Source organism: Algoriphagus boseongensis (assembly GCF_004362805.1).
GTDB lineage: Bacteria > Bacteroidota > Bacteroidia > Cytophagales > Cyclobacteriaceae > Algoriphagus > Algoriphagus boseongensis.
In genome coordinates this window covers 246,624-267,890 of the sequence record NZ_SNYF01000007.1, presented here as the reverse complement: position 1 = coordinate 267,890, position 21,267 = coordinate 246,624, and the positions used below count along the sequence as shown (strand labels likewise).

At 44.1% G+C, this 21,267-nt stretch carries 13 protein-coding genes; 9 read left to right on the top strand and 4 right to left on the bottom strand.

Annotated features, from left to right (window positions below; genetic code table 11):
* Positions 1 to 33 precede the first annotated feature (33 nt).
* A complete protein-coding gene (locus tag DFQ04_RS12625; RefSeq protein WP_133556395.1) occupies positions 34 to 2,709 on the top strand; it encodes an MGH1-like glycoside hydrolase domain-containing protein in 2,676 nt (891 codons plus the stop codon).
* Positions 2,678 to 3,283, top strand: coding sequence for a ribonuclease HII (locus DFQ04_RS12620; protein WP_133556393.1), 606 nt, complete (start codon positions 2,678 to 2,680; stop codon positions 3,281 to 3,283). The genes DFQ04_RS12625 and DFQ04_RS12620 overlap by 32 nt, the downstream gene beginning before the upstream one ends.
* A gap of 49 nt (positions 3,284 to 3,332) precedes the next feature.
* On the opposite strand, the gene DFQ04_RS12615 is transcribed toward DFQ04_RS12620, so the two are convergent.
* From DFQ04_RS12615 to DFQ04_RS12600, 4 genes are read right to left on the bottom strand one after another with little or no spacing between them, the layout of a single operon-like run.
* Positions 3,333 to 3,776 (bottom strand): hypothetical protein, encoded by a 444-nt coding sequence (locus DFQ04_RS12615; protein ID WP_133556392.1) that lies wholly within the window; start codon positions 3,774 to 3,776, stop codon positions 3,333 to 3,335.
* A gap of 32 nt (positions 3,777 to 3,808) precedes the next feature.
* Positions 3,809 to 5,197, bottom strand: a complete 1,389-nt coding sequence (locus DFQ04_RS12610) for an NAD(P)(+) transhydrogenase (Re/Si-specific) subunit beta (RefSeq protein WP_133556390.1) — start codon at positions 5,195 to 5,197, stop codon at positions 3,809 to 3,811.
* Positions 5,194 to 5,481: an NAD(P) transhydrogenase subunit alpha gene (locus tag DFQ04_RS12605; protein ID WP_133556388.1), complete on the bottom strand. Its 288-nt coding sequence runs from the start codon at positions 5,479 to 5,481 to the stop codon at positions 5,194 to 5,196. The genes DFQ04_RS12610 and DFQ04_RS12605 overlap by 4 nt, the downstream gene beginning before the upstream one ends.
* 14 nt (positions 5,482 to 5,495) lie before the next feature.
* Positions 5,496 to 6,620 carry a Re/Si-specific NAD(P)(+) transhydrogenase subunit alpha gene (locus tag DFQ04_RS12600; protein WP_133556386.1) on the bottom strand — a complete coding sequence of 375 codons (1,125 nt, stop codon included), beginning with the start codon at positions 6,618 to 6,620 and terminating at the stop codon, positions 5,496 to 5,498.
* Between the two features lie 328 nt (positions 6,621 to 6,948).
* On the opposite strand from DFQ04_RS12600, the gene DFQ04_RS12595 reads away from it, so the two are divergent.
* From DFQ04_RS12595 to DFQ04_RS12565, 7 genes are all read left to right on the top strand, one after another.
* A complete protein-coding gene (locus DFQ04_RS12595) occupies positions 6,949 to 8,415 on the top strand; it encodes a Gfo/Idh/MocA family protein (protein WP_133556384.1) in 1,467 nt (488 codons plus the stop codon).
* Between the two features lie 251 nt (positions 8,416 to 8,666).
* Positions 8,667 to 13,052, top strand: coding sequence for a fibronectin type III domain-containing protein (locus DFQ04_RS12590; RefSeq protein WP_133556382.1), 4,386 nt, complete (start codon positions 8,667 to 8,669; stop codon positions 13,050 to 13,052).
* Positions 13,053 to 13,158: 106 nt separating this feature from the next.
* Positions 13,159 to 14,202, top strand: coding sequence for a zinc-dependent alcohol dehydrogenase family protein (locus DFQ04_RS12585; RefSeq protein ID WP_133556380.1), 1,044 nt, complete (start codon positions 13,159 to 13,161; stop codon positions 14,200 to 14,202).
* A gap of 100 nt (positions 14,203 to 14,302) precedes the next feature.
* The gene (locus DFQ04_RS12580; RefSeq protein WP_133556378.1) at positions 14,303 to 14,812 is read left to right on the top strand and encodes a heme-binding domain-containing protein; all 510 of its coding nucleotides are present in this window, start codon (positions 14,303 to 14,305) and stop codon (positions 14,810 to 14,812) included.
* 82 nt (positions 14,813 to 14,894) lie between these two features.
* Positions 14,895 to 15,896, top strand: a complete 1,002-nt coding sequence (locus DFQ04_RS12575; RefSeq protein WP_133556375.1) for a Gfo/Idh/MocA family protein — start codon at positions 14,895 to 14,897, stop codon at positions 15,894 to 15,896.
* A gap of 559 nt (positions 15,897 to 16,455) precedes the next feature.
* Positions 16,456 to 17,838, top strand: a complete 1,383-nt coding sequence (locus tag DFQ04_RS12570; protein ID WP_133556373.1) for a DUF6600 domain-containing protein — start codon at positions 16,456 to 16,458, stop codon at positions 17,836 to 17,838.
* A 213-nt stretch (positions 17,839 to 18,051) separates the two neighbouring features.
* Entirely contained in the window at positions 18,052 to 21,189 is a 3,138-nt protein-coding gene (locus DFQ04_RS12565) for a VPS10 domain-containing protein (protein ID WP_133556371.1), read from the top strand.
* The last annotated feature ends 78 nt before the right edge of the window (positions 21,190 to 21,267 follow it).

Here is a 21,267-nt window from a genome sequence, read left to right as displayed (position 1 = left end):
AATTTCGAAACTCGCTCAACCTAGAACACCTACATGTTAGCTGAATATATTCGATTACAAGAGGATAAGGAACGTAAAAAGCACTGGAAAAAATGGGGCCCCTATCTTACAGAAAGACAATGGGGAACCGTGCGGGAAGACTACAGTCCTGATGGAGCGGCTTGGGAAAATGTAACCCATGACGACGCCCGAAGTAAAGCTTATCGCTGGGGTGAAGAAGGTATTGGAGGGATCTCTGATCACAAACAGAAACTTTGTCTTGCTTGGGCCTTTTGGAATGGAAAAGATCCCTTCCTCAAGGAGCGCCTTTTTGGCCTGACGGGTAATCAGGGAAATCATGGAGAAGATGTAAAAGAAATCTACTACTATCTCGACTCCTCTCCTACGCACAGCTACATGAAGATGCTATATAAGTATCCTCAGGCTGAATTTCCCTATCAAAAACTAATCGACGAAAATAAAAAGGCCGGAAAGCTTCAGACTGAGTATGAATTGATCGATACCGGGATTTTTGATGAAGACCGGTATTTTGACATTTTCATTGAATACGCCAAGGAAGACGCTGAGGACATTTATGCTATGGTCACTATTTACAATAGAGGACCTGAAAAAGCTAAGCTCTGGGCCATGCCTACGATTTGGTTTCGAAAAACCTGGTTTACAGGGCATGAGCCTTTTATGCCTAAAATCTCCAAAATCAACGATAATACTGTCAAGGCCTTTAATCCTAAATCCGGGAATTATATTTTCTCCTTTTGCAGCAATGACAATCTAGTCTTCTGCGACAATGAGACTAACCGTGAAAGGCTTTATGGAATACCAAATGAAAGAAAATTCACCAAAGACGGGGTGAATGATTTCATCATTCATGGAGATCAGAGCAAGCTAAATCCAAAAAATCTGGGAACCAAAGCCGCCGCGATTTATGAATTGGAAATTCCAGCTGGAGGAATGCATCAGATCAAGGTACGGATGCAGCATCAGATGGAGGACCAACCCTTAAAGGCCTGCCATGAAAAAATAGAAATCCGTAAAAAAGAAGCTGATGAGTTCTACGAAACCATCCAAAATCGGGTGACAGATCAGGATCACAAAATGATCCAAAGACAGGCTTTTGCCGGATTGATGTGGTCCAAGCAGTTTTATTATTACGATGTAAACCGTTGGCTGGAGGGAGATCCGGGAAGATATGTTCCACACCCACAGCGGAAAAAAGGTCGAAATCAGCATTGGAGACATCTTCAGAATTATGACATCATCTCTATGCCGGATAAGTGGGAATACCCTTGGTATGCGGCCTGGGATTTGGCTTTCCATTGCATTCCCATCGCGAGAATCGACCCGGAGTTTGCAAAAAACCAGCTGCTACTTCTGCTCAATGAATGGTATATGCACCCTAATGGGCAGATTCCTGCTTACGAGTGGAATTTCTCCGATGTCAATCCTCCAGTTCATGCCTATGCCGTCCAGCGGGTGTATCAAATCGATAAAAAACTCAATGGGGGAAAAGGCGATCAGGAATTCCTGGAGAGAGCCATGCACAAGCTCATGCTCAACTTTACCTGGTGGGTAAATAGAAAAGACAGCGAGGGAAACAACATTTTCGAGGGAGGTTTCCTTGGCTTGGATAATATTTCCCTATTCGACAGAAACCACGCTCAATACTATCAAGGCAAATTGGAGCAAGCCGACGGCACCTCTTGGATGGCCATGTTTTCACTTAACATGCTGAGAATTGCCCTTGATCTCTGTGAATTCAACAAGGTCTATCAGTTTAGTGCCACCAAATTCCTGGAGCATTTCCTTTACATCGCAGGGGCAATGAATGAAATGTCTTCAGAACACATTTCCCTTTGGGATGATGAGGATAGCTTCTTTTATGACGTTTTCCATGTGGAAGGCAAGGATCCTAAAAAGCTAAAAGTTCGCTCAATTGTGGGTTTGATTCCGCTTTTCGCAGTAGAACCAATAAGAGAAGATCTTTTCGACAACTTGCCTGAATTCAAAAAGCGACTGGATTTTTTCCTTCAAGAAAAACCCAAATTGGCTGCCTTGGTATCGAGCTGGATTCAGCCAGGGTACGATAAAAGAAGGCTTTTTTCCTTGCTTCGAGGACATCGTATGAAAAACGTCCTCCGTCGCATGCTGGACTCCACCGAGTTTTTAAGTGAATTTGGAATCCGCTCTCTTTCTAAATACCATGAGAAAAATCCCTATACGATGAAAATCAATGGGGATACGCTTTCAATCAAGTATACCCCAGGAGAATCAGATACAAGGATGTTTGGCGGAAATTCCAACTGGAGAGGTCCGATTTGGTTTCCGATTAATTACCTGATTATTGAGTCATTGAAGAAGTTTGACTTTTACTATGGAGGGGATTTCTCGATTGAGTATCCTACAGGTTCGGGGAATTTCCTTACCATTGACATCATTGCCAAAGAGCTTTCCATGCGATGCATGAAGATTTTCACCAAAGATGAAAAAGGTAACAGGCCTGTTTTCAACGGAAGTAAAAAATTCCAGGAAGACCCCCATTTCAGGGATTATATCCTGTTCTACGAATATTTCCATGGAGACAATGGTCGAGGCCTTGGAGCTTCCCATCAGACGGGTTGGACTGCCTTAGTCGCTGAAATGATCCATAAATATTACAAACCGAGTTCTATTACCGAAGATGCCCGCACTTCTACCCTATTTAGAAGCTAATCGTCTGGAAGCAGGATGTGATGAAGTAGGCCGGGGATGTCTTGCAGGCCCAGTGGTTGCTGCAGCAGTCATTTTACCTCAGGATTATTCCAATCCATGGATTAATGATTCCAAAAAACTCAGCAAATCAAACCGGGAAGAACTGATTGAAGAAATCAAGGAAAAGTCTTTGGCTTGGGCGATTGCAGAAGCAAGTGTGGAAGAAATCGATCAGATCAATATTCTGAATGCCTCTTTTTTGGCAATGAAAAGAGCGGTACTTCAGCTCTCAATTGAGCCGGAACATTTGCTTATTGACGGAAATCGATGGAGATCAGACCTGAAATTGCCCTATACCTGTGTGATCAAGGGAGACGGAAAACTTGCCTCTATAGCCGCAGCTTCCATCCTTGCAAAAGTCTATCGAGATAATTTGATGGAGGAATTAGCACAAGAATTCCCCCATTTCGCCTGGGAAAGAAATGCTGGATATCCAACCCAAGCCCACAGGGAAGGCATAGAAAAACATGGACCTACAATTTGGCACCGAAAAAGCTTTCAGTTGCTTAAGGCTCAGTTGGATTTAGGTATATAAAAAAGCCTCAAGAGAATCTCCTGAGGCTTTCGTCTATTTCAAGGGTGAATTATTTCTTTTCTGGTATTCTTTCAAAAACCATTTTTCCGGATTTGGAAGTGGCACTGATCGGTAACAAAACCAACTTTTGTGGGGTCAATTCAACAATCTTTGCCAAACGATCTTGGTCTTCTTCGTGAATCACCAAGATTTCCCCATCTTTTAATTCTACTTTTGCCGCTTTCTGGACAACAGTTTGGTTGACAAAATCAATGAATTTCAAAGTATCTCCTTCCACAAACTGATAAACAGTACTCTCCAATCGGTACTTGATTTTGGCATCCATATTAGCCCGCTGAGCACTGGAGGCATTTTGGTAATCGGCTGACTTGACGATATTTTCAATTCCGTCAAAATAGGTCAATTGCCAAGAACCGATTAACTCACTGTACTGAACCTGATTCCAAACAAATAAGAATGGAAGAATCAGATGGCTTAGAAATGAAAGATACATACCTCAGTTCAGGCAATTATTTTGCCAATTAATCAGGCCATTTCCTTCATTTCCCCAACTACCTTGGTGATGGTCTGTTTGGCATCCCCAAATAGCATCAAACAATTAGGGTAGCCAAATAGCTCGTTTTCGATACCTGCATATCCTTTTCCCATGCTTCTCTTAGAAACAATGACAGTTCTTGCCTTATCCGCATTCAATATCGGCATTCCGTAAATAGGGCTTTGTGGATTGGTTCGGGCTGCCGGATTCACCACATCATTAGCTCCCACCACAAATACCAAGTCAGTATTGCTGAAATCATCATTGATAGCTTCCATCTCAATCAGCTTGTCATAGCTGATATTGGCCTCCGCCAAAAGCACATTCATATGCCCCGGCATACGACCCGCTACCGGGTGAATGGCAAATCGGAAATCAATATTTCTCTTTTCGCATTGCTCCATCAACTCCCGAATCACGTGCTGAGCCTGTGCTACAGCCATTCCATATCCAGGTACTACAATGACTGAGGAAGCTGAATCAAAAAGCATAGCGGCTTCCTCCACTCCTACTTCTTTGATCACAATTTGAGGCCCATCCTGAGGACCAGCCGCAACTGTTTGTCCAAATCCTCCGAGCAAGACGTTCATCAGGGAGCGATTCATTGCCTTACACATGATTTGAGTCAAAATAATCCCGGAAGCACCGACCAGCGAACCTGCAACAATCAGTACATTATTATTCAGGATAAAACCGGTGGCGCATGCTGCCATTCCTGAATAAGAGTTCAGCAAAGAAATTACGACCGGCATATCTGCCCCTCCAATTGGAATTACAATTAGAACCCCAACCAAAAGAGCTATCACTACCAAAATCGTAATGTAAATCGGCTCGATCTGGAATAAATAAGTCATTACAGCTACTCCCAAAAAGGCAACCAACAAGAGTAAATTGAGCAGATGCTGTCCGGTGAACATGATTGGTTGACCGGAGATTTTTCCATTCAATTTCATCCAAGCGACCATAGATCCGGTGAAGGTCACCCCTCCAATCAATACGGAGGCGATTATACTTACCGAGTTGACGGTATCTATTTCCACTTGCAAGACTTCTGTTTTCAAAAAATGATCGGAGAGCGCAACAGCAAGGGAGGCAATTCCACCAAATCCATTGAAAAGGGCCACCATTTCAGGGATTTGGGTCATCTCAACTTTTTTGGCGTAGTAGAGCCCAATGGCTCCACCCACCAAAATGCAGGCGAAGATTTCAACAAAAGTCAAAATGTCCAAAGTGACCAAGGTGGCCACCACTGCTATCAGCATCCCAATAGCAGAAAGGAAATTTCCTCTTCGGGCGTCTTTGGTTTTTCCCAAAAACTTGATCCCCATCACAAAAAGGATGGAAGAAACCAGGTAGGCTACTTGTACGATGCTGCTCATTTCTTCTTAAACATTTTAAGCATTCGATCGGTAACAGCATAGCCACCTACCACATTGATGGTTGCTAAAACTAGGGCAAACATTCCCAGCCATTTGCTCAAGGTGGTAAAGCCCATTTCGTTTGTGGCGATCAGAGCTCCCACAATGGTAATTCCGGAAATGGCATTGGAGCCGGACATCAAGGGAGTGTGTAAAGTCGGTGGTACTTTGGAAATCAGTTCGAAACCAAGAAAACTGGCAAGAACCAATACATAAATAAGCATTAGAAGTGCTGCGGTATCCATAGGTAAATCAGGGTCTAGACTTTGAGAATACTTTTGGTAAATGCATGAACAAGCTGTCCATCTTGGGTAATCAAAACTCCTTTGGCAATTTCCTCTTCGGGGTCAAAAATGAATCCCTGAGCATTAGCCAAGTGAAGTAAAAGGGTGCTGATATTGGTTGCGTATAGCTGACTGGCATTGACGGGAAGCAGAGAAGGCAAATTAGATTCACCAATTAGGGTGACTCCATATTTAACCACTGTTTCATTTTTTACAGAAATCTCACAGTTACCTCCCGATTCCACTGCCATATCCACGATCACAGAACCTGTTTTCATGGTTTTGACCATGTCTTCTGTGACCAGAATTGGAGATTTTTTCCCCATCACCAAAGCTGTGGTAATTACCAGATCAGCTTCCTTGATTTTTTCACGAATCAATTGTTGCTGTTTTTCCAAGAACTCCGCAGAAACTTCCTTGGCATATCCTCCTTCGACTTTTACTCCTTCCGCTCCTTCCACTGTGAGAAATCTTCCACCTAGGGATTCTACCTGTTCTTTAGTTTCCGGACGCACATCGGTACATTCTACAATTGCACCCAAACGCTTTGCAGTGGCAATAGCTTGCAAACCTGCCACACCTGCTCCGAAAATCAGAACCTTGGCCGGGGTGATGGTTCCAGAAGCAGTCATCATCAAAGGGAAAATTTTACCCAAATGATTTGCTCCCAAAAGAACCGCCTTATATCCTGCGAGATTGGCTTGAGAAGACAAGGCATCCATTTTTTGGGCTCTTGAAATTCTAGGAACAGCATCCATGGAAAAAGAAGTGATATTCTTTTTATTCAAAGCCTCAATGACATCGGGATGCTGGTAGGCGTACATGTAAGAAATACATGCTGAGCCGGGTTTCATCTGGTTGATTTCTTCTAGAGTCAGGATATTGACTTTCAAGATCACATCGGCTTGGAAGACATTTTCCAAGGAAACCACTTCAGCTCCTGCGTCGGTGTAATCCTTGTCCAGAAAATAAGAAGCTTCCCCAGCAACGGCTTGGACCAAAACCTCAAATTCCTTCTTTTTGAGCAGCTTGACCACATCCGGACTGAGCGCCACTCGATTCTCAAATTCCTTGGTTTCTTTAAGTACTCCTATTTTCATGGTTGGAGATTAATACAGGGTCTTTCAAAATAAGTTAACACTTAACTTACCGAAAGTAAATTTTAATGCCGGAAGAAGCCATCCTGCTCCAGAAAATTTCAGGAATTATTTACGAAATCGATCTTGTATTGTCTTTTTTTCAAAAATCCACCCATCTGGAAAAAGAAGATTTCGAATTGATCTTTCCTGAAGGTTTGTAAAAAAGGGAATGGATTGTCCTTTGAAGCTTTCAGAATGCCCATTCATCAATCTTTTGACCTCCCCCGTTTTCTTAAAACCCATTATTTTCTACCTTAAGAATTCGAAAAACCTTAATTGACTATAAACCATGAAAAAACCAGACCAACCCTCTTCTGGTCAATCCAGACGAGAGTTTATTAAAAATGCGGCGATAGCCTCATCCTTTTTCATAGTACCCCGCCATGTTTTAGGCGGAGTGGGATATACCGCACCCTCAGATCAGCTTAATCTAGCCGCCATCGGAGCAGGAGGGAAAGGTAGAAGTGACATCTTGAATGCCTCTGTAAACGGTAGAGAGCGAGTAGTTGCCCTTTGCGATGTGGATTTCTCAGGTTCTGCCAAAGACTCCGTGAAAAGCTTCCCCAACGCAAAGCTTTATGCGGACTACAGAAAAATGCTGGATACGGAAAAAGACATCGATGCCGTAACCATTTCCACACCAGATCATGTCCATGGTCCGGCAGCAAAATACTGCATGGAGCGAGGCAAGCACGTCTATGTGCAAAAGCCAATGACCCATAATATCCGAGAAGCAAGAATGCTCACCCAGATGGCCAGAGACCAAAAGGTGGTAACTCAAATGGGAAACCAAGGTGCTTCCAATCCCCTGATGGATATGATCCGTGGCTGGATGAATGAGAATAAAATCGGCAAGGTCTCCAAAGTGCAAATCTGGACCAACCGGCCAGTTTGGCCTCAGGGTGGTGCTTTTCCAAAAGCTGACCCAAGCACCAAACCGGATGCTATGGATTGGGACTTGTGGCTAGGTCCAGCTCCTGAAATCCCTTATACCCCAAATCTCCATCCATTCAACTGGAGAGGTTGGTGGGATTATGGTACCGGTGCATTGGGTGATGTGGGATGCCACTTGATGGATATTCCGTTCCGAATGCTAGGGCTGAACTACCCTACCGATGCAGAATGCTCAGTGGGATCAGTTTTCTCCCAAATGTGGACTGCCGATTACAACCCTGAAGGTTGCCCTGCTTCCTCATTTATCACCCTCCACTACGGACCAACTGCCAAAAATCCTGTTCCACTGGAAATGACTTGGATGGACGGAGGAATTAGACCTTCTCACCCCGACATTATCCCTCCTGACATGGATTTGGGTGGAGCGAATTCTGCCAATGGTGTCATGATGATCGGAGAAAAAGGCATCATTACACATAACATCAACGACAGCTCCCCTTTGATGCCGAAGTTGTTCTTGTATGATGGCACCCAGGAATTTGGACCAGATAGGCTACCAGATACCGAACCGGAATACGGTCATCAGCGCAAGTGGGTAGATGCTTGTAAGGCAGGTTTTGGCTCAGAAGAGCACAAAGGCCTTACCTCCTCTTTCGACTATGCCGGTCCAATGACTGAAACTGTATTGATGGGTAACTTAGCTATCAGAAGCTATATGCTCAAAAGAAAGAATGCACAAGGAAGAGATGAATTCTTTGGACGTCGCAAATTGCTTTGGGACGGGGAAAACATGAGAATCACCAATTTGGAAGAAGCAAACCAATTTGTGGGAAGAACCTACAGATCTGGATTCGAAGTTTAATTTTCTTTCAAAACTCACTCAAAAAACCTGCTCAAAAGGCAGGTTTTTTTTGTTTCTAATAAATTCAGTTTGAAATCAGGAAAATGATTTTCGCATAATCTATTTAGTACTATGTTTTCATTTTTCAGAATTTTATTCTTTATATTATTATTTTTAATTAATAATAAATTGTTAAATGTCTTTGATTTAAAATAAAATTCTTTATTCTTCGAATAGTTTTTCACTTGGTGTGGATGTAAAATCAAATTAGTATGAAGAAAAAACTACACATTTTCCTGTCCCTACTTCTAGTAATTATCTGTTTCGTTGGGCTCTCAATTCCCGGATTTTCTCAGGGAAATTCAGCGGATAAAAGAATAGACATCTGGAAGCTCATGGAGCGAAGAGACATGAAGCTTCAGGAAATTGACGCTTTGGCTAAAAGATTTTTCGATGCGGTTGGGCGAACTAGAGGAACTGGCTTCAAACAATACGAGCGCTGGAAATACGAACAACAATTCCACTTGGACGAAAATGGGTATTTTCTTCCTGAAGGATTTGATCAACAACAATACGAGCAAGCAGCCTTAATGGCTTCTGCAACTCAAGGTACTTGGACCGAGATAGGTCCTACCTATTGGAATAGGACATCTGGATGGAATCCTGGAGTGGGAAGAATAACCTCTATTGCCGTTTCGCCTTCCAATCCAAATATCATTTACGTCACCACTCCAGGCGGAGGCATGTGGAAAAGTACCCAGGGCGGAAATCAATGGATTCCTTTGGCTGATTATGACAATAGCATGATGACCATGTATTCGGTTACCGTGCATCCTAGCAATCCAAACATTGTATATGGAGGAAAAACAAATGGTACGATTCTAAAAAGTTTGGATGGAGGATTTAATTGGACTTCAGCTAATTCCAATGTTGGGACGGTTTATAAAATCCTTTTTCACCCAACCGACCCAACCATACTTTTTGCTGTAGGATCCAGCGGGATCAGTAAATCTATTGATGGAGGAAATTCATTCGTAAGAAAATCAACTGTTTTTGCTGAGGACATCGAATTTCTGCCTGAAAACCTTAACGTTTTAATAGCATCAGACAACCAAGTTCAACGATCCACAGATGGAGGAGAAACCTGGACTACTTTAGGCAGTTCACAAGGACTTTCCACCACAGGACGAACTTTAGTAGCTGTTTCCCCAGCTTCACCTTTAAGAGTGTATGCAGTGCAGGCGAGTGGAAGCGTTTTTGGAAGAATGTATAGATCTGACGACGGAGGAGCTACTTTTTATACAACCGTAATAGGTTCTTCATCCTCTGGCACCAACTACTTCGGATACGAAACCTCGGGCACAGGAACCACTGGGCAGGCAGGCTATGATATGGCGATGACGGTCAATCCCAACAACGCGGATGAGGTTCACATTGCTGGTATTATTTGCTGGAAATCAACTAATGGAGGATATTCATTTTCTCCTACTACAGCTTGGTCGCTTCCTAATTCTATTGGATATAATCATGCTGATGTCCATGTTTTGGAGTGGGTAGGAAACACCATTTATTCCGGTTCTGATGGAGGGATTTATAAAAGCATAGACTACGCCGACAATTGGACGGACTTGACGAGCGGCCTTGGAATTCGTCAGTTTTATAGAATTTCCAATTCCAAAACAAACCCTGCCTTGGTGATGGGTGGTGCCCAAGACAATGGAACCAGTATTTATAAAAATAATGGCTGGATAGATTGGTTAGGAGCTGATGGAATGGACAATATAGTCAGCCCTCTGGATGCCAATTTGATCTGGGGAACTAGCCAATATGGAAGTATGTACAGAACGACCAATGGTGGCTCTTCATACAGTAGCATTAGTGAGCCAGCTACTGGGAATTGGGTAACACCGATTGCGGTCGAATCTAATACCAATACCATTTATGCTGGTTGGAATGGAGTATATAGATCCACCGATTTGGGAGTAAGTTGGACCAAGATTTCAGGGAATGTTATTACCTCGAATCTCAATACACTTTTTGTGGCACCTTCTGATTCGAAATATATTTATGCATCTGTGGGGGGTACACTTTATGTTACCAATGATGGTGGAAGCAACTGGTCTAACTATTCCATTGGATCTACTATTTCATCCATAGGAATTCACCCCAATAATCCAGAAAGAATCTGGATTACAACCACCTCTTCTGCTAATAGACTACTTTATTCTGAAGATGCTGGAGCCACTATTTCCAATATTTCAACTGGATTGCCGAGTATGGCTGGACGTAGTGTAGTCATTGACGATACGCCACAAGAAGGTGTTTATGTAGGGATGAATATTGGTGTCTATTACAAAAACAACCAAATGACATCCTGGGTAAATATGACGGAAAATTTACCCTTAGTTGCAGTCAATGAAGTGGAACTGGTTCCAAATGCCGGAAAAATTAGAGTTGGTACCTATGGTAGAGGTATTTGGGAAAGTCCAATCTATTCGGCATGCCCTGGCGCCTCTAACCTTTCTGCAAATCCGGTTGGCTCCACCACAGCTACCCTAAACTGGACCGCTGCTCCTGGAGCAACTGAATATCTTGTGGAGTACAAAAGACTCCAAGATGCTAATTGGACTTTAGCTACTAGTGCAACTTCTGCAACCCAATGGTCTTTAACCGGCTTGATTCAGCAGACTACCTATGAATGGAGAATTACCTCCGTCTGTTCAGGTGGAAATGGATCAGCCGCAACCAGCCAATTCACAACAGGAGTTACCTGTCAAACCCCACAAGGTTTGCAGACTTCAGCTATAAACACCAATTCTGCCACACTAGCATGGCAAGCGCTTTCTGGAGTCCTAGGCTATTCCGTAGATTATAGAAAAGTCGGAGATACAAACTGGATCAATTTGACCCAGGGGACTAACCAAACGCAGATAAACCTCAACAACCTATCAGAGGGTACAGGCTACGAATGGAGAGTTCAGGCTATCTGCACAGAAGGTGGAGGAAGCTATTCTCAAGCTCAATTTACTACTGCCATTACCTGCAATGCTCCAAGCAATTTGAATACTTCAGGAATTACCTCGAATTCTGCTATCCTAAATTGGGCTTCAGTTTCTGGAGCATCGGGCTATGATTTAGATTTCAGAACCTCGGGAAGTTCCAATTGGATTTTGCTTGCCTCAAATCATCCTCAAAACTCCTATCCGTTGGGAGGATTGGCAGAAAATACCAACTACGAATGGAGAGTAAGAACTAATTGTGGAACATTGAGCGGAACTAGCTCTTATCTACAAAGTCAATTTACTACTCTGGTTCAAGTCTGTGAGGATATTTATGAATCCAATGAAACTCGGACTGCTGCCAAAGTAATTGGAACATCCCCGATCAATGCGCGAATCGGAAGTACTACGGACCAAGATTGGTTTGAAATCCCAATTGGAAATGGCAAAAACACCAATTTGAGGGTTAATTTGGAAGGACTTACAAGTAATACCTTCTTATATCTGTACAATTCATCCGGAAATCTTTTGGCTAGTTCCGAGGCCGTTAATTCAGCCACTCAAACTGTCATCTACAATTCCGGAACATCCAGAACTTCCTACTTCATCTTGGTCAAAGGAGATGGACAAAGTTTTTCCAACTCCTGCTACACTTTGCTAGCCGAAACAAGCACTAAGGCATTTACTAATCCAAACTCATGCGATGCTCCAACCGGACTTACAACTCCAAATGTTGATCTGAATTCGGCAACTGTAAGTTGGAATGCTGTTTCAAATGGATTGGATTACCAAGTTGAATACAAATTGGCTACTTCCTCAACCTGGATTGTCGCAGCATCCAATACTCCTGGCACTTCCCTGACCCTTTCTGGGCTTAAGGAAAACCAGAACTACAACTGGAGAGTAAAGGCAAATTGCTCTATAAGCACCAGCACTTATTCCAGCAGTTCATTTACTACAGCTAGCAATTTCTGCGTGGATTTGTATGAGAATAACGATACCCGGCAGGATGCCAAAACCATCAGTACCGGATCAGTTATCAATGCCACCATTTCCAGTTCTTCTGATGAAGATTGGTTTGCGGTGAATTTGGGCAAAGGAAGGTCAACCAATTTGAGAATTTCTTTGGATGGATTGCCTGCCAACTTTGATTTGTATCTCTACAATTCTTCAGGACAGTTGATATCCTCCTCCAATAATGGCGGAATCAACCCAGAGCAAATTGTCTGGAATTCAAGCAACTCAAGTACGACCTATTACATTCAGGTAATCTCCGCGACAGGCGAAAATTCCACCAGCTGCTATTCTTTGTTGGTTGAAACCAGTACCAAAGCATATCCTGTCGCCAATAGGGAGTTAAATCCAGAAGATACCTCAACCGACACCGAAATTCCAGAATTGGAGTTTTATGAAGGAATCCGACTTTATCCAAACCCATCCAGAGATAAGATTTACCTTGAATTTTACTCCTCAGTAAGTTTTACGGGAAATCTGGAATTGCTGGATATGTCTGGAAAGAGCTCCTGGACCCAATCAGCTGAAGTGAAGGTGGGTGAAAATCGAATCGAGCTGGATGTGAGTAGAGAAAAGCCGGGCATTTATTTGATCCGACTCCAATCCAACAGAACCTTGATGAATCGAAAAATCATTATTCAATAATTTCAAAAAATGGCGGCTGATTCAGTCGCCATTTTTTCTTTCAAATTATTTCGGTGAGGGATTATTTTTTACTTTTCAAGCCAAAGTATCCTTTATCAAAAAATAAATGAAAGCCCTCCTAGTCGAATCTTTTCAGGAAAAACCTTCTGTTCAAAATGTCCCTGACCCCATTGCTCCTGATGGAGGAGTGATTTTGGAAGTGAAAGCCACGGGACTCTGCCGAAGTGACTGGCATGGATGGATGGGACATGATTCAGATATCCGATTGCCTCATGTACCGGGACATGAGTTTGCCGGAGTGATCAAGGTGCTTGGAAAAGGAGTGAAAAACTGGAAAATCGGAGATCGGGTGACTGTTCCTTTTGTCTGTGCCTGCTGTACTTGCCCCACTTGCCAAAGCGGAAATCAGCAAATCTGCGACGACCAATTTCAGCCTGGATTTACGCATTGGGGTTCCTTTGCGGAATATGTTGCCGTACATCGGGCAGAGACAAACCTCGTCCGATTGCCTGAAGAAATGAGTTTCGAAGCTGCCGCAAGCTTAGGCTGTAGATTTGCCACTTCATTTCGAGCAGTCGTTGCTCAGGGAAAAGTGAGTGGTGGACAATGGGTGGCAGTGCATGGTTGCGGAGGCGTGGGACTTTCAGCGATTATGATTGCCGCTGCCTTGGGAGCTACGGTAATTGCCATTGATATTTCTGAAGAAAAATTAAGCCTTGCAAAAGCCGCCGGAGCCAGCGTTCTACTCAATGGAAAAGCATCCCAAGATATCCCAGCTCAAATCCTCGAGATTACCAGAGGCGGAGCCCATGTTTCTATTGATGCCTTGGGTAGCAAAGTCACCTGCTACAATTCTGTGGCCTGCCTGAGAAAAAGGGGAAAGCATATCCAAGTTGGCTTAATGGCTGGCTCGGAAGCCAATCCTGAAATCCCCATGCATTTGGTCATTGCTAGGGAATTGGAATTACTGGGAAGCCATGGCATGCAGGCTTATGCCTATCCAGAAATGATGCAGATGATTAAGGAAGGAAAAATCGCTCCACAGAACTTGATTGGCAAGAGAATTAGTCTGGAGGATTCGGTTGAAGCCTTGATTTCCATGGATACTTTTCAGGAAAATGGAATTGTGATGATTGACCGGTTTTCCTGATTTGTAATTAACTTGATAGAAATTAATTGAATCAGTTTTCTGATTTGAATTAAACTCAACCCTTCTTTTACTATCTAAACCTCATTAACCCAGCAAAAACATGATCAAAAAAATCACGATAGGACTAGTCGCCTTGCTCGTCTTAATCCAGTTTATCCCTGTTGAGAAAAACGAAAGCAACGACAATGAATTTGACGTATCCAAAAGTTACAACGTCCCGGACAATGTATCCATGATCCTCAAAGGAGCATGCAACGACTGTCACACCAATCTGACCCGATACCCTTGGTATTCCAACATCCAGCCAGTTAAATTTTTCTTGGCTGACCATGTCAATGACGGTAAGCGACATTTGAATTTCTCCTCCTTCACCAATCTTCCCCTTGCAGTTCAAAACCACAAATTTGAGGAGGTGATCGAAATGGTTGAGGAAAAAGAAATGCCATTGGAGTCCTACACTTATTTTGGACTTCATCCAGAAGCTAACCTCACAGACCAGGAGCGCCAAGTCCTGATCGATTGGGCAAAGGAGCAAATGGCGATGCTTGCTGCCACCTACCCAGCAGATAGTTTGGTGATGAAAAGAAGAACTCCTCCACCAACTCAATAAGAAACTAAAAATCAGCCCCGAATTTTTCGGGGCTTTTTCTTGATAGACTACTCTAAAGCCCGAATCTTTTCTAATTTCCAACATGAAAAAATTCAGTGATTCCGAAGTCCGCTGGGGAGTGTTGGGAGTAGGCAACGTATGTGAAGTCAAATCCGCCCCAGCCATGAACCTAATCCCACATAGCAAACTCGTGGCAGTCATGCGCAGGGATGAAGCCAAGGTGAAAGACTATGCCGAGCGACATGGAGTCAAAAAATGGTACACTGATGCCAAAAGTCTTATCCAAGATCCCGAGGTAAATGCAATCTATATTGCCACTCCTCCCCATGCCCATCTGGAATTGACCAAACTTGCAGCAGAGGCTGGAAAACCGGTTTATGTAGAAAAACCCATGGCCCGAACTCATGCCGAATGTTTGGATATGATTGAAGTTTGCAACCAGCATGAAGTCCCTTTATTTGTTGCCTATTACCGAAGGGCTTTGCCCCATTTTTTGAAAATCAAGGAATTAATTGACAAAGGAGAAATTGGAGCTATACGCACTGTGCATATTAATCTCAAGCAAGTGGTAGAGCCGGAGATTATTGCCAAGCTGGAAAACAACTGGAGGATTGTTCCGGAAATCGCCGGAGGAGGATATTTCTTTGACCTCGCCTCTCATCAACTAGATTTGTTGGATTTCTTTTTTGGTAAAATCACCCATGCTTCAGGTTTTTCTTCCAATCAGGCCAAAGCCTATGAAGCAGAAGATATCGTAGTGGGTAGTTTTGCCTTTGAAAATGGAGTTTTGGGAACAGGAAATTGGTGCTTCACTTCTTCCCATTCGGCTGAAGTAGACGAGGTCATTATCGATGGAGACCAAGGTCAGATTCGATTTGCAACCTTTGGAAAAGGGGAATTCACCCTAATCCGGGATGATGAAGAGCCCTTTAACTTTCATGTCCAACTCCCTAAGCATATCCAGCAACCCTTAATCCAAAGCATTGTACATGAATTGCTCGGACAGGGACAAAGCCCAAGCCATGGAGAATCCGGCGCCAGAGCAAACTGGGTGATGGGGGAATTGGTCAAAAATCGCATCTGAGTATACCTCCCTTTTTTTGGGGAATTAGATTTTTCCCTTTCGTTGACACTAACCAAATAAAAAGGGGATTGAGAATAGATTTTAATTGCTGTTGACTGTCGTCTGTGCTCAGTGGACGGATAGTGGGAAAAACCCGGGTTTCACCTTCCCCATTTTCCTCAAGGAAAAAAAATCAAAAAATCTTAAGAGAATTTTAAGGAAGCCCAAAATACCTTAAAAACCACATTTACCGTTTAGAAAATAGGAAAACGGGTTTCTGCTTTTTCATAAATTTCAAACTCGAAATTAGACTTAATTTATTTTTTAATATAAGTTACTTTATTTGATTTCTATTTTTTAAAAAACAAAAATAAAAGCATCTAACCTTTTATTATTTTTTTACGATAGACATCCTAAAATCTGATTCATTTTAACAAAGTTTTGAAAAATGGCCTGATTTTGGGAATACATGATGCAACCTTTCTGAATCAATTGACATCTTAAAGGCAAAAGCCAATTACCAACAAGAACCACCACAAACCTGATTACTTGAATTTTCCACTACTAAACCAAGACTACCATGAAAGCAAACCAAAAACCCCACTGGCTAAGGATCGCATTCCTAGCTTCACTGATGATCTCGGGACTTTTCTTTACTTCAGTTGCCGAGGCAAAAAAATATGGAGGAGTCAGTTTTCAGGTCTTTTATGACGAGCTCACTCCTTATGGAGACTGGGTAAAAGATGCCCGACACGGCTACATCTGGCTGCCTGCGGTGTATGATGATTTTCATCCTTATGGCACCAATGGACGCTGGGTAATGACCGAATACGGAAACACCTGGGTATCTGACTACGATTGGGGATGGGCAACTTTCCACTACGGTAGATGGTACTTTGACGATTACTACCAAAGCTGGGCTTGGATTCCTGGTTATGAATGGGCACCTGCTTGGGTAAGCTGGAGAACAGGTGGTGGATATTACGGTTGGGCTCCTCTGGGTCCTGGAGTATCCATCAGCGTAAGGGTAAATGTTCCTTCTTTCCACTGGGTATTCTTACCTCAGGCAAGAATCTACCACAACTATCCTTACCACTACTATGCTCCTTATGCGCACAGGGTGAAAATCATCAACAAAACCAAGGTGATCAACAATACTGTCGTCTACAACAACTACAACTTCTACGGAGGTCCAAGCCGAAGAGAAGTTGAGCAAGTAACCCGCAAAGTGGTGCCGGTTTATAATATCCGTACCTCGGAAGCACCAGGCAGAATGGCCGTTTCTAGAAATGAGGTCCGAGTTTACAGACCAGAATTGGAGCAAAGCCGAGGAAGAACTGTTGACGCCAGACCGTCCCGAGTTTTGGATGCAAATCAGGCAAAAACCGCAAGATCCAGCAGACAGGTGAGTCCATCTAATTCCGGCTCCTCATCCCAGTCCAGCAGATCTGCAAATAGCCAAACCGGTTCGGTAAACCGATCTGAAACTCCAAGCGGAAGATCGGCTACTCCTTCCAGAAATGAGGGATTTGACATGAAGCCTGCTCCTTCGAACTCAGGTAGAACAGCTCCTTCCAGGACCGCTCCGGCCCAAGGTTCAAGACAGGAACAGATGAGAACTCCTCAGCCTGCTCGGGATTCTCAGGTGAGAACCCAGCCTTCTCGAGATAGTCAGGTGAGAACTCAGCCTCAAAATCAGGATCGAGGATCTGTTCAGCAAAGAAGCTCTGCTCCTTCCCGAGAGTCTCAGGTAAGGCAGCCACAGCAAAGAAGTTCCTCTGAGCCTCAGGTAAGAACAGCTCCTTCCAGATCATCGGATGCCAGAGTTTCTCAACCTAGCCGGACTCAGTCCAGCAAACCAGAGGTGAAGTCTTCCGCTCCAAGTAGAAGCTCCACTTCTACCCAAAGCAGAACTTCCAGTTCATCCTCCTCTCGAGGAAACAGCCGAGAGAAAAATAATTAAGCTCTTTAGATTACTAAACCAACTCAGCCCGGTCAGTTTTTCTGATCGGGCTTTTTCCTTTGTCCTACCTCCTAAAATTTTTGGGATTTGTCTATCTTAAGGAACAAAACCAGTCCAACCTTACATGAAATCGAGTACGACTACAAAGCCGCACAGGGGTATGATTAAAAGCGAGTCGAGATTCCATGTGACCGAAAAATCCTTTATAAACACATGAAAAAGATTCTTTTTGGCTTACTCTTCAGCCTTAGCCTCTCCGCATTTTCCCAAACCTTCGATTCCAAACTCCCCATCAAATACCGAAATATCGGCCCCTATCGCGGGGGAAGATCGGTGACAGCCACAGGAGTGGTCAATGATCCCCTCACCTATTATTTCGGGACTACCGGAGGGGGACTTTGGAAAACCACGGATGCTGGGCAACAATGGGAAAATATCTCAGACGGATTTTTTACCACGGGTTCGGTCGGAGCGGTAGCAGTTGCCGAAAGCAATCCCAATATCATCTACGTAGGTATGGGGGAGCATGCTCCTCGTGGGGTAATGACCTCCTACGGGGATGGAGTTTGGAAATCCACCGATGCAGGAAAGACCTGGAAAAAACTCGGACTGGAAAAAACCCAGCACATTTCCCGAATTCAGATTCACCCTACCAATCCTGACATTGTCTATGTTGCAGCTCAAGGAGCACTCTATGCTCCAAATGAAGATAGAGGCGTTTACAAGTCCATTGACGGTGGATTGACTTGGGAGAAAGTGCTATTCGTGGACAATATGACTGGTGCAGTGGAGCTTTCCCTAGACATGAATTTCCCGGAAGTGCTCTATGCCGCGATGTGGGAGCATCAGCGATTTCCTTGGCAGGTAAAATCTGGTGGACCGGGTTCTAATTTTTACAAATCCACTGACTCAGGAAAAACCTGGACTAAATTGGAAAAAGGTCTTCCCAAGGAAAAAGGAAAACTCGCCATTTCGGTTTCTCGAGCCAATTCTGACAAGGTCTATGCCTTGGTAGAAAGTGATACTTACAAGGATCTGGGCGGTCTTTTTGTCTCCAATGATGCCGGAGAAAGCTGGACTTTAATCAACAAAAGCAACCGACTCACCCAGCGGGCTTGGTATTACATTGAGGTTTTTGCCGATCCGGTGAATGAGCACAAAGTCTACGTGCAAAGCGCCCCCATGCTGGTTTCAATTGATGGGGGAAAAAGCTTTGAGGACATTGACGGAGCGCATGGGGATTACCATGATTTGTGGATCAATCCCAAAAATCCAAACAACTTGATTTTGGCCGATGACGGGGGTGGATCGATTTCTTTCAACGGAGGAAAAACCTGGTCTACCCAAAACAACATGCCTACAGCCCAATTCTACCGAATCAACGTGGACAACCAATTCCCTTACCGCATTTATGGAGGTCAGCAGGACAATACTTCCGTGGTGATTTCCAGCATGGCTTTGGGCAGAGGGGGAATCGGTGAAGAGCATTGGAATTATTCCGCAGGGGGTGAATCTGCTTTCTTGGCCTTTGATCCAGATGATCCTCGTTATGTCTTGGGAGGAAGCTATCAGGGTACAATTGAGGTCTTGGATATGCAAACTCAGGGCTCTACCAATATCATGGCGGCACCGATCCAATACCTCGGCATGGATGCCAAGGATATGAAATACCGCTTCAACTGGAACGCGCCGATCATCTGGTCCCAGCACGAGCCGAATACTTTTTACCATGGCTCCCAAATTTTGCTCAAAACTCAGGATTGGGGAAAAACCTGGACAGAAGCTTCTCCTGATCTGACACGAAATGAAAAATCCAAGCAGGGAACTCCAGGAGTACCCTACACCAATGAAGCGGTAGGTGCGGAAAATTACGGCACTTTGGCCTATGTGATGGAAAGCCCCCATGAAGCCGGTGTCATCTGGACAGGAAGTGATGACGGTTTGGTCCATCTAACTCGGGACAATGGAAAAACCTGGACTAATGTCACTCCAAAAGGTCTTCAGGAATGTTTAGTCAATTCCATCGACGTATCTCCTCACGATCCGGCCACGGCCTATATCGCTACCACCCGCTACAAATTCAACGACTACACTCCTGCTCTCTACAAAACCACCGACTACGGCAAAACCTGGACGAATATTTCCAAAGGAATTCCTTACGGAGCTTTCACGCGGGTAGTGAGAGAAGACACAGAGAAAAAAGGCCTCCTATTCGCAGGAACCGAGCAGGGCATGTACATTTCCCAGGATGGGGGAGCGAATTGGAATCCTTTCCAACTCAACCTTCCTATCACGCCTATCACCGACCTAAAAGTCGCCCACAACGACCTGATCGTGGCTACTTCAGGTAGATCCTATTGGATTCTGGATGAACTGAATGCCGTGCGGGAGGTAAAAGCTAAGGTGGATCAACCCATTTTGCTTACGCCCGAGGATGCACTTTTAGGCAACTGGTATTCCAGTATGAACGGAGGGAATCTGGATGATTTTACCGGAACTCATCCTTTTCAGGGACTCAATCCAGCCAATGGAATGGTGATTCACTACCAGCTTCCGGAAACCGTCACTGACTCCACCGAATTGACCTTGGAAATCTTGGATGCACAGGGCAAACTGGTTCGCAAGATCTCCTCGAAAAAAGACCCAGAAGCCAAATCCTGGGAAGGTGGGCCTCCTTCAGACCCGGTGATTTCCGTCCGAAAAGGCCTGAACCGATTCGTCTGGGATCTTCGCTATCCTACCATGCCGGGAGTTCCGACGGCCTATATCGAATCCAGCTACCGAGGCCATAAAGCCATCCCCGGTACATACACAGTCAAATTAAGCGGAATGGATACGAGCTCAGAAGCCAAAGCTGAGATCAAGGATATTCCAGCCTATGGGCTGACTCCTGCCGATTATCAGGCATACCATGCCTGGATGAGCCAACTCGAATCCGAGGTGACCACCATGCACACCATGATCAATACAGCCAAAGACTACCAAGATCAATTGGCTGATTTGCTGAAAAAACTGGAAGACAAACCTGACTTGGCTTCCTTAAAAACCGAAGGAGAAACCCTGCTCAAAGCCCTTAAGGCTTGGGATGAGGACATGATTCAGAGACGATCCACCGCCTACGATGATGTGGAGAACTTCCCGAATAAATTTACGGCCAACTTTATGTTTATGCTCAACCATGGAGAAAGCAGCATTCCAAAAATCAACGAAGGCACCAAAGCCGAATACGCCCGCCTTTCTGAACAATGGAAACCGCTCAAAGCCGAAGGCGATCGTCTACTTCAATCCGCCATTCCAGCATTTAATAAATTGGCTACTGAGAAAGGAGTTGGGGTGTTGTTTGTGAAGTGAGGGAGTAACCAATTGCAAATTGGTGAGGATATAAGGGTGAAGTTACAAACTTCACCCAGCGCCTAGCTAAAAAAATTG

Coding starts and splice junctions, on each gene's coding strand:
- DFQ04_RS12625 (WP_133556395.1), top strand. CDS start 34: ATGTTAGCTGAATATATTCGATTACAAGAGGATAAGGAACGTAAAAAG.
- DFQ04_RS12620 (WP_133556393.1), top strand. CDS start 2,678: ATGCCCGCACTTCTACCCTATTTAGAAGCTAATCGTCTGGAAGCAGGA.
- DFQ04_RS12615 (WP_133556392.1), bottom strand. CDS start 3,776: ATGTATCTTTCATTTCTAAGCCATCTGATTCTTCCATTCTTATTTGTT.
- DFQ04_RS12610 (WP_133556390.1), bottom strand. CDS start 5,197: ATGAGCAGCATCGTACAAGTAGCCTACCTGGTTTCTTCCATCCTTTTT.
- DFQ04_RS12605 (WP_133556388.1), bottom strand. CDS start 5,481: ATGGATACCGCAGCACTTCTAATGCTTATTTATGTATTGGTTCTTGCC.
- DFQ04_RS12600 (WP_133556386.1), bottom strand. CDS start 6,620: ATGAAAATAGGAGTACTTAAAGAAACCAAGGAATTTGAGAATCGAGTG.
- DFQ04_RS12595 (WP_133556384.1), top strand. CDS start 6,949: ATGAAAAAACCAGACCAACCCTCTTCTGGTCAATCCAGACGAGAGTTT.
- DFQ04_RS12590 (WP_133556382.1), top strand. CDS start 8,667: ATGAAGAAAAAACTACACATTTTCCTGTCCCTACTTCTAGTAATTATC.
- DFQ04_RS12585 (WP_133556380.1), top strand. CDS start 13,159: ATGAAAGCCCTCCTAGTCGAATCTTTTCAGGAAAAACCTTCTGTTCAA.
- DFQ04_RS12580 (WP_133556378.1), top strand. CDS start 14,303: ATGATCAAAAAAATCACGATAGGACTAGTCGCCTTGCTCGTCTTAATC.
- DFQ04_RS12575 (WP_133556375.1), top strand. CDS start 14,895: ATGAAAAAATTCAGTGATTCCGAAGTCCGCTGGGGAGTGTTGGGAGTA.
- DFQ04_RS12570 (WP_133556373.1), top strand. CDS start 16,456: ATGAAAGCAAACCAAAAACCCCACTGGCTAAGGATCGCATTCCTAGCT.
- DFQ04_RS12565 (WP_133556371.1), top strand. CDS start 18,052: ATGAAAAAGATTCTTTTTGGCTTACTCTTCAGCCTTAGCCTCTCCGCA.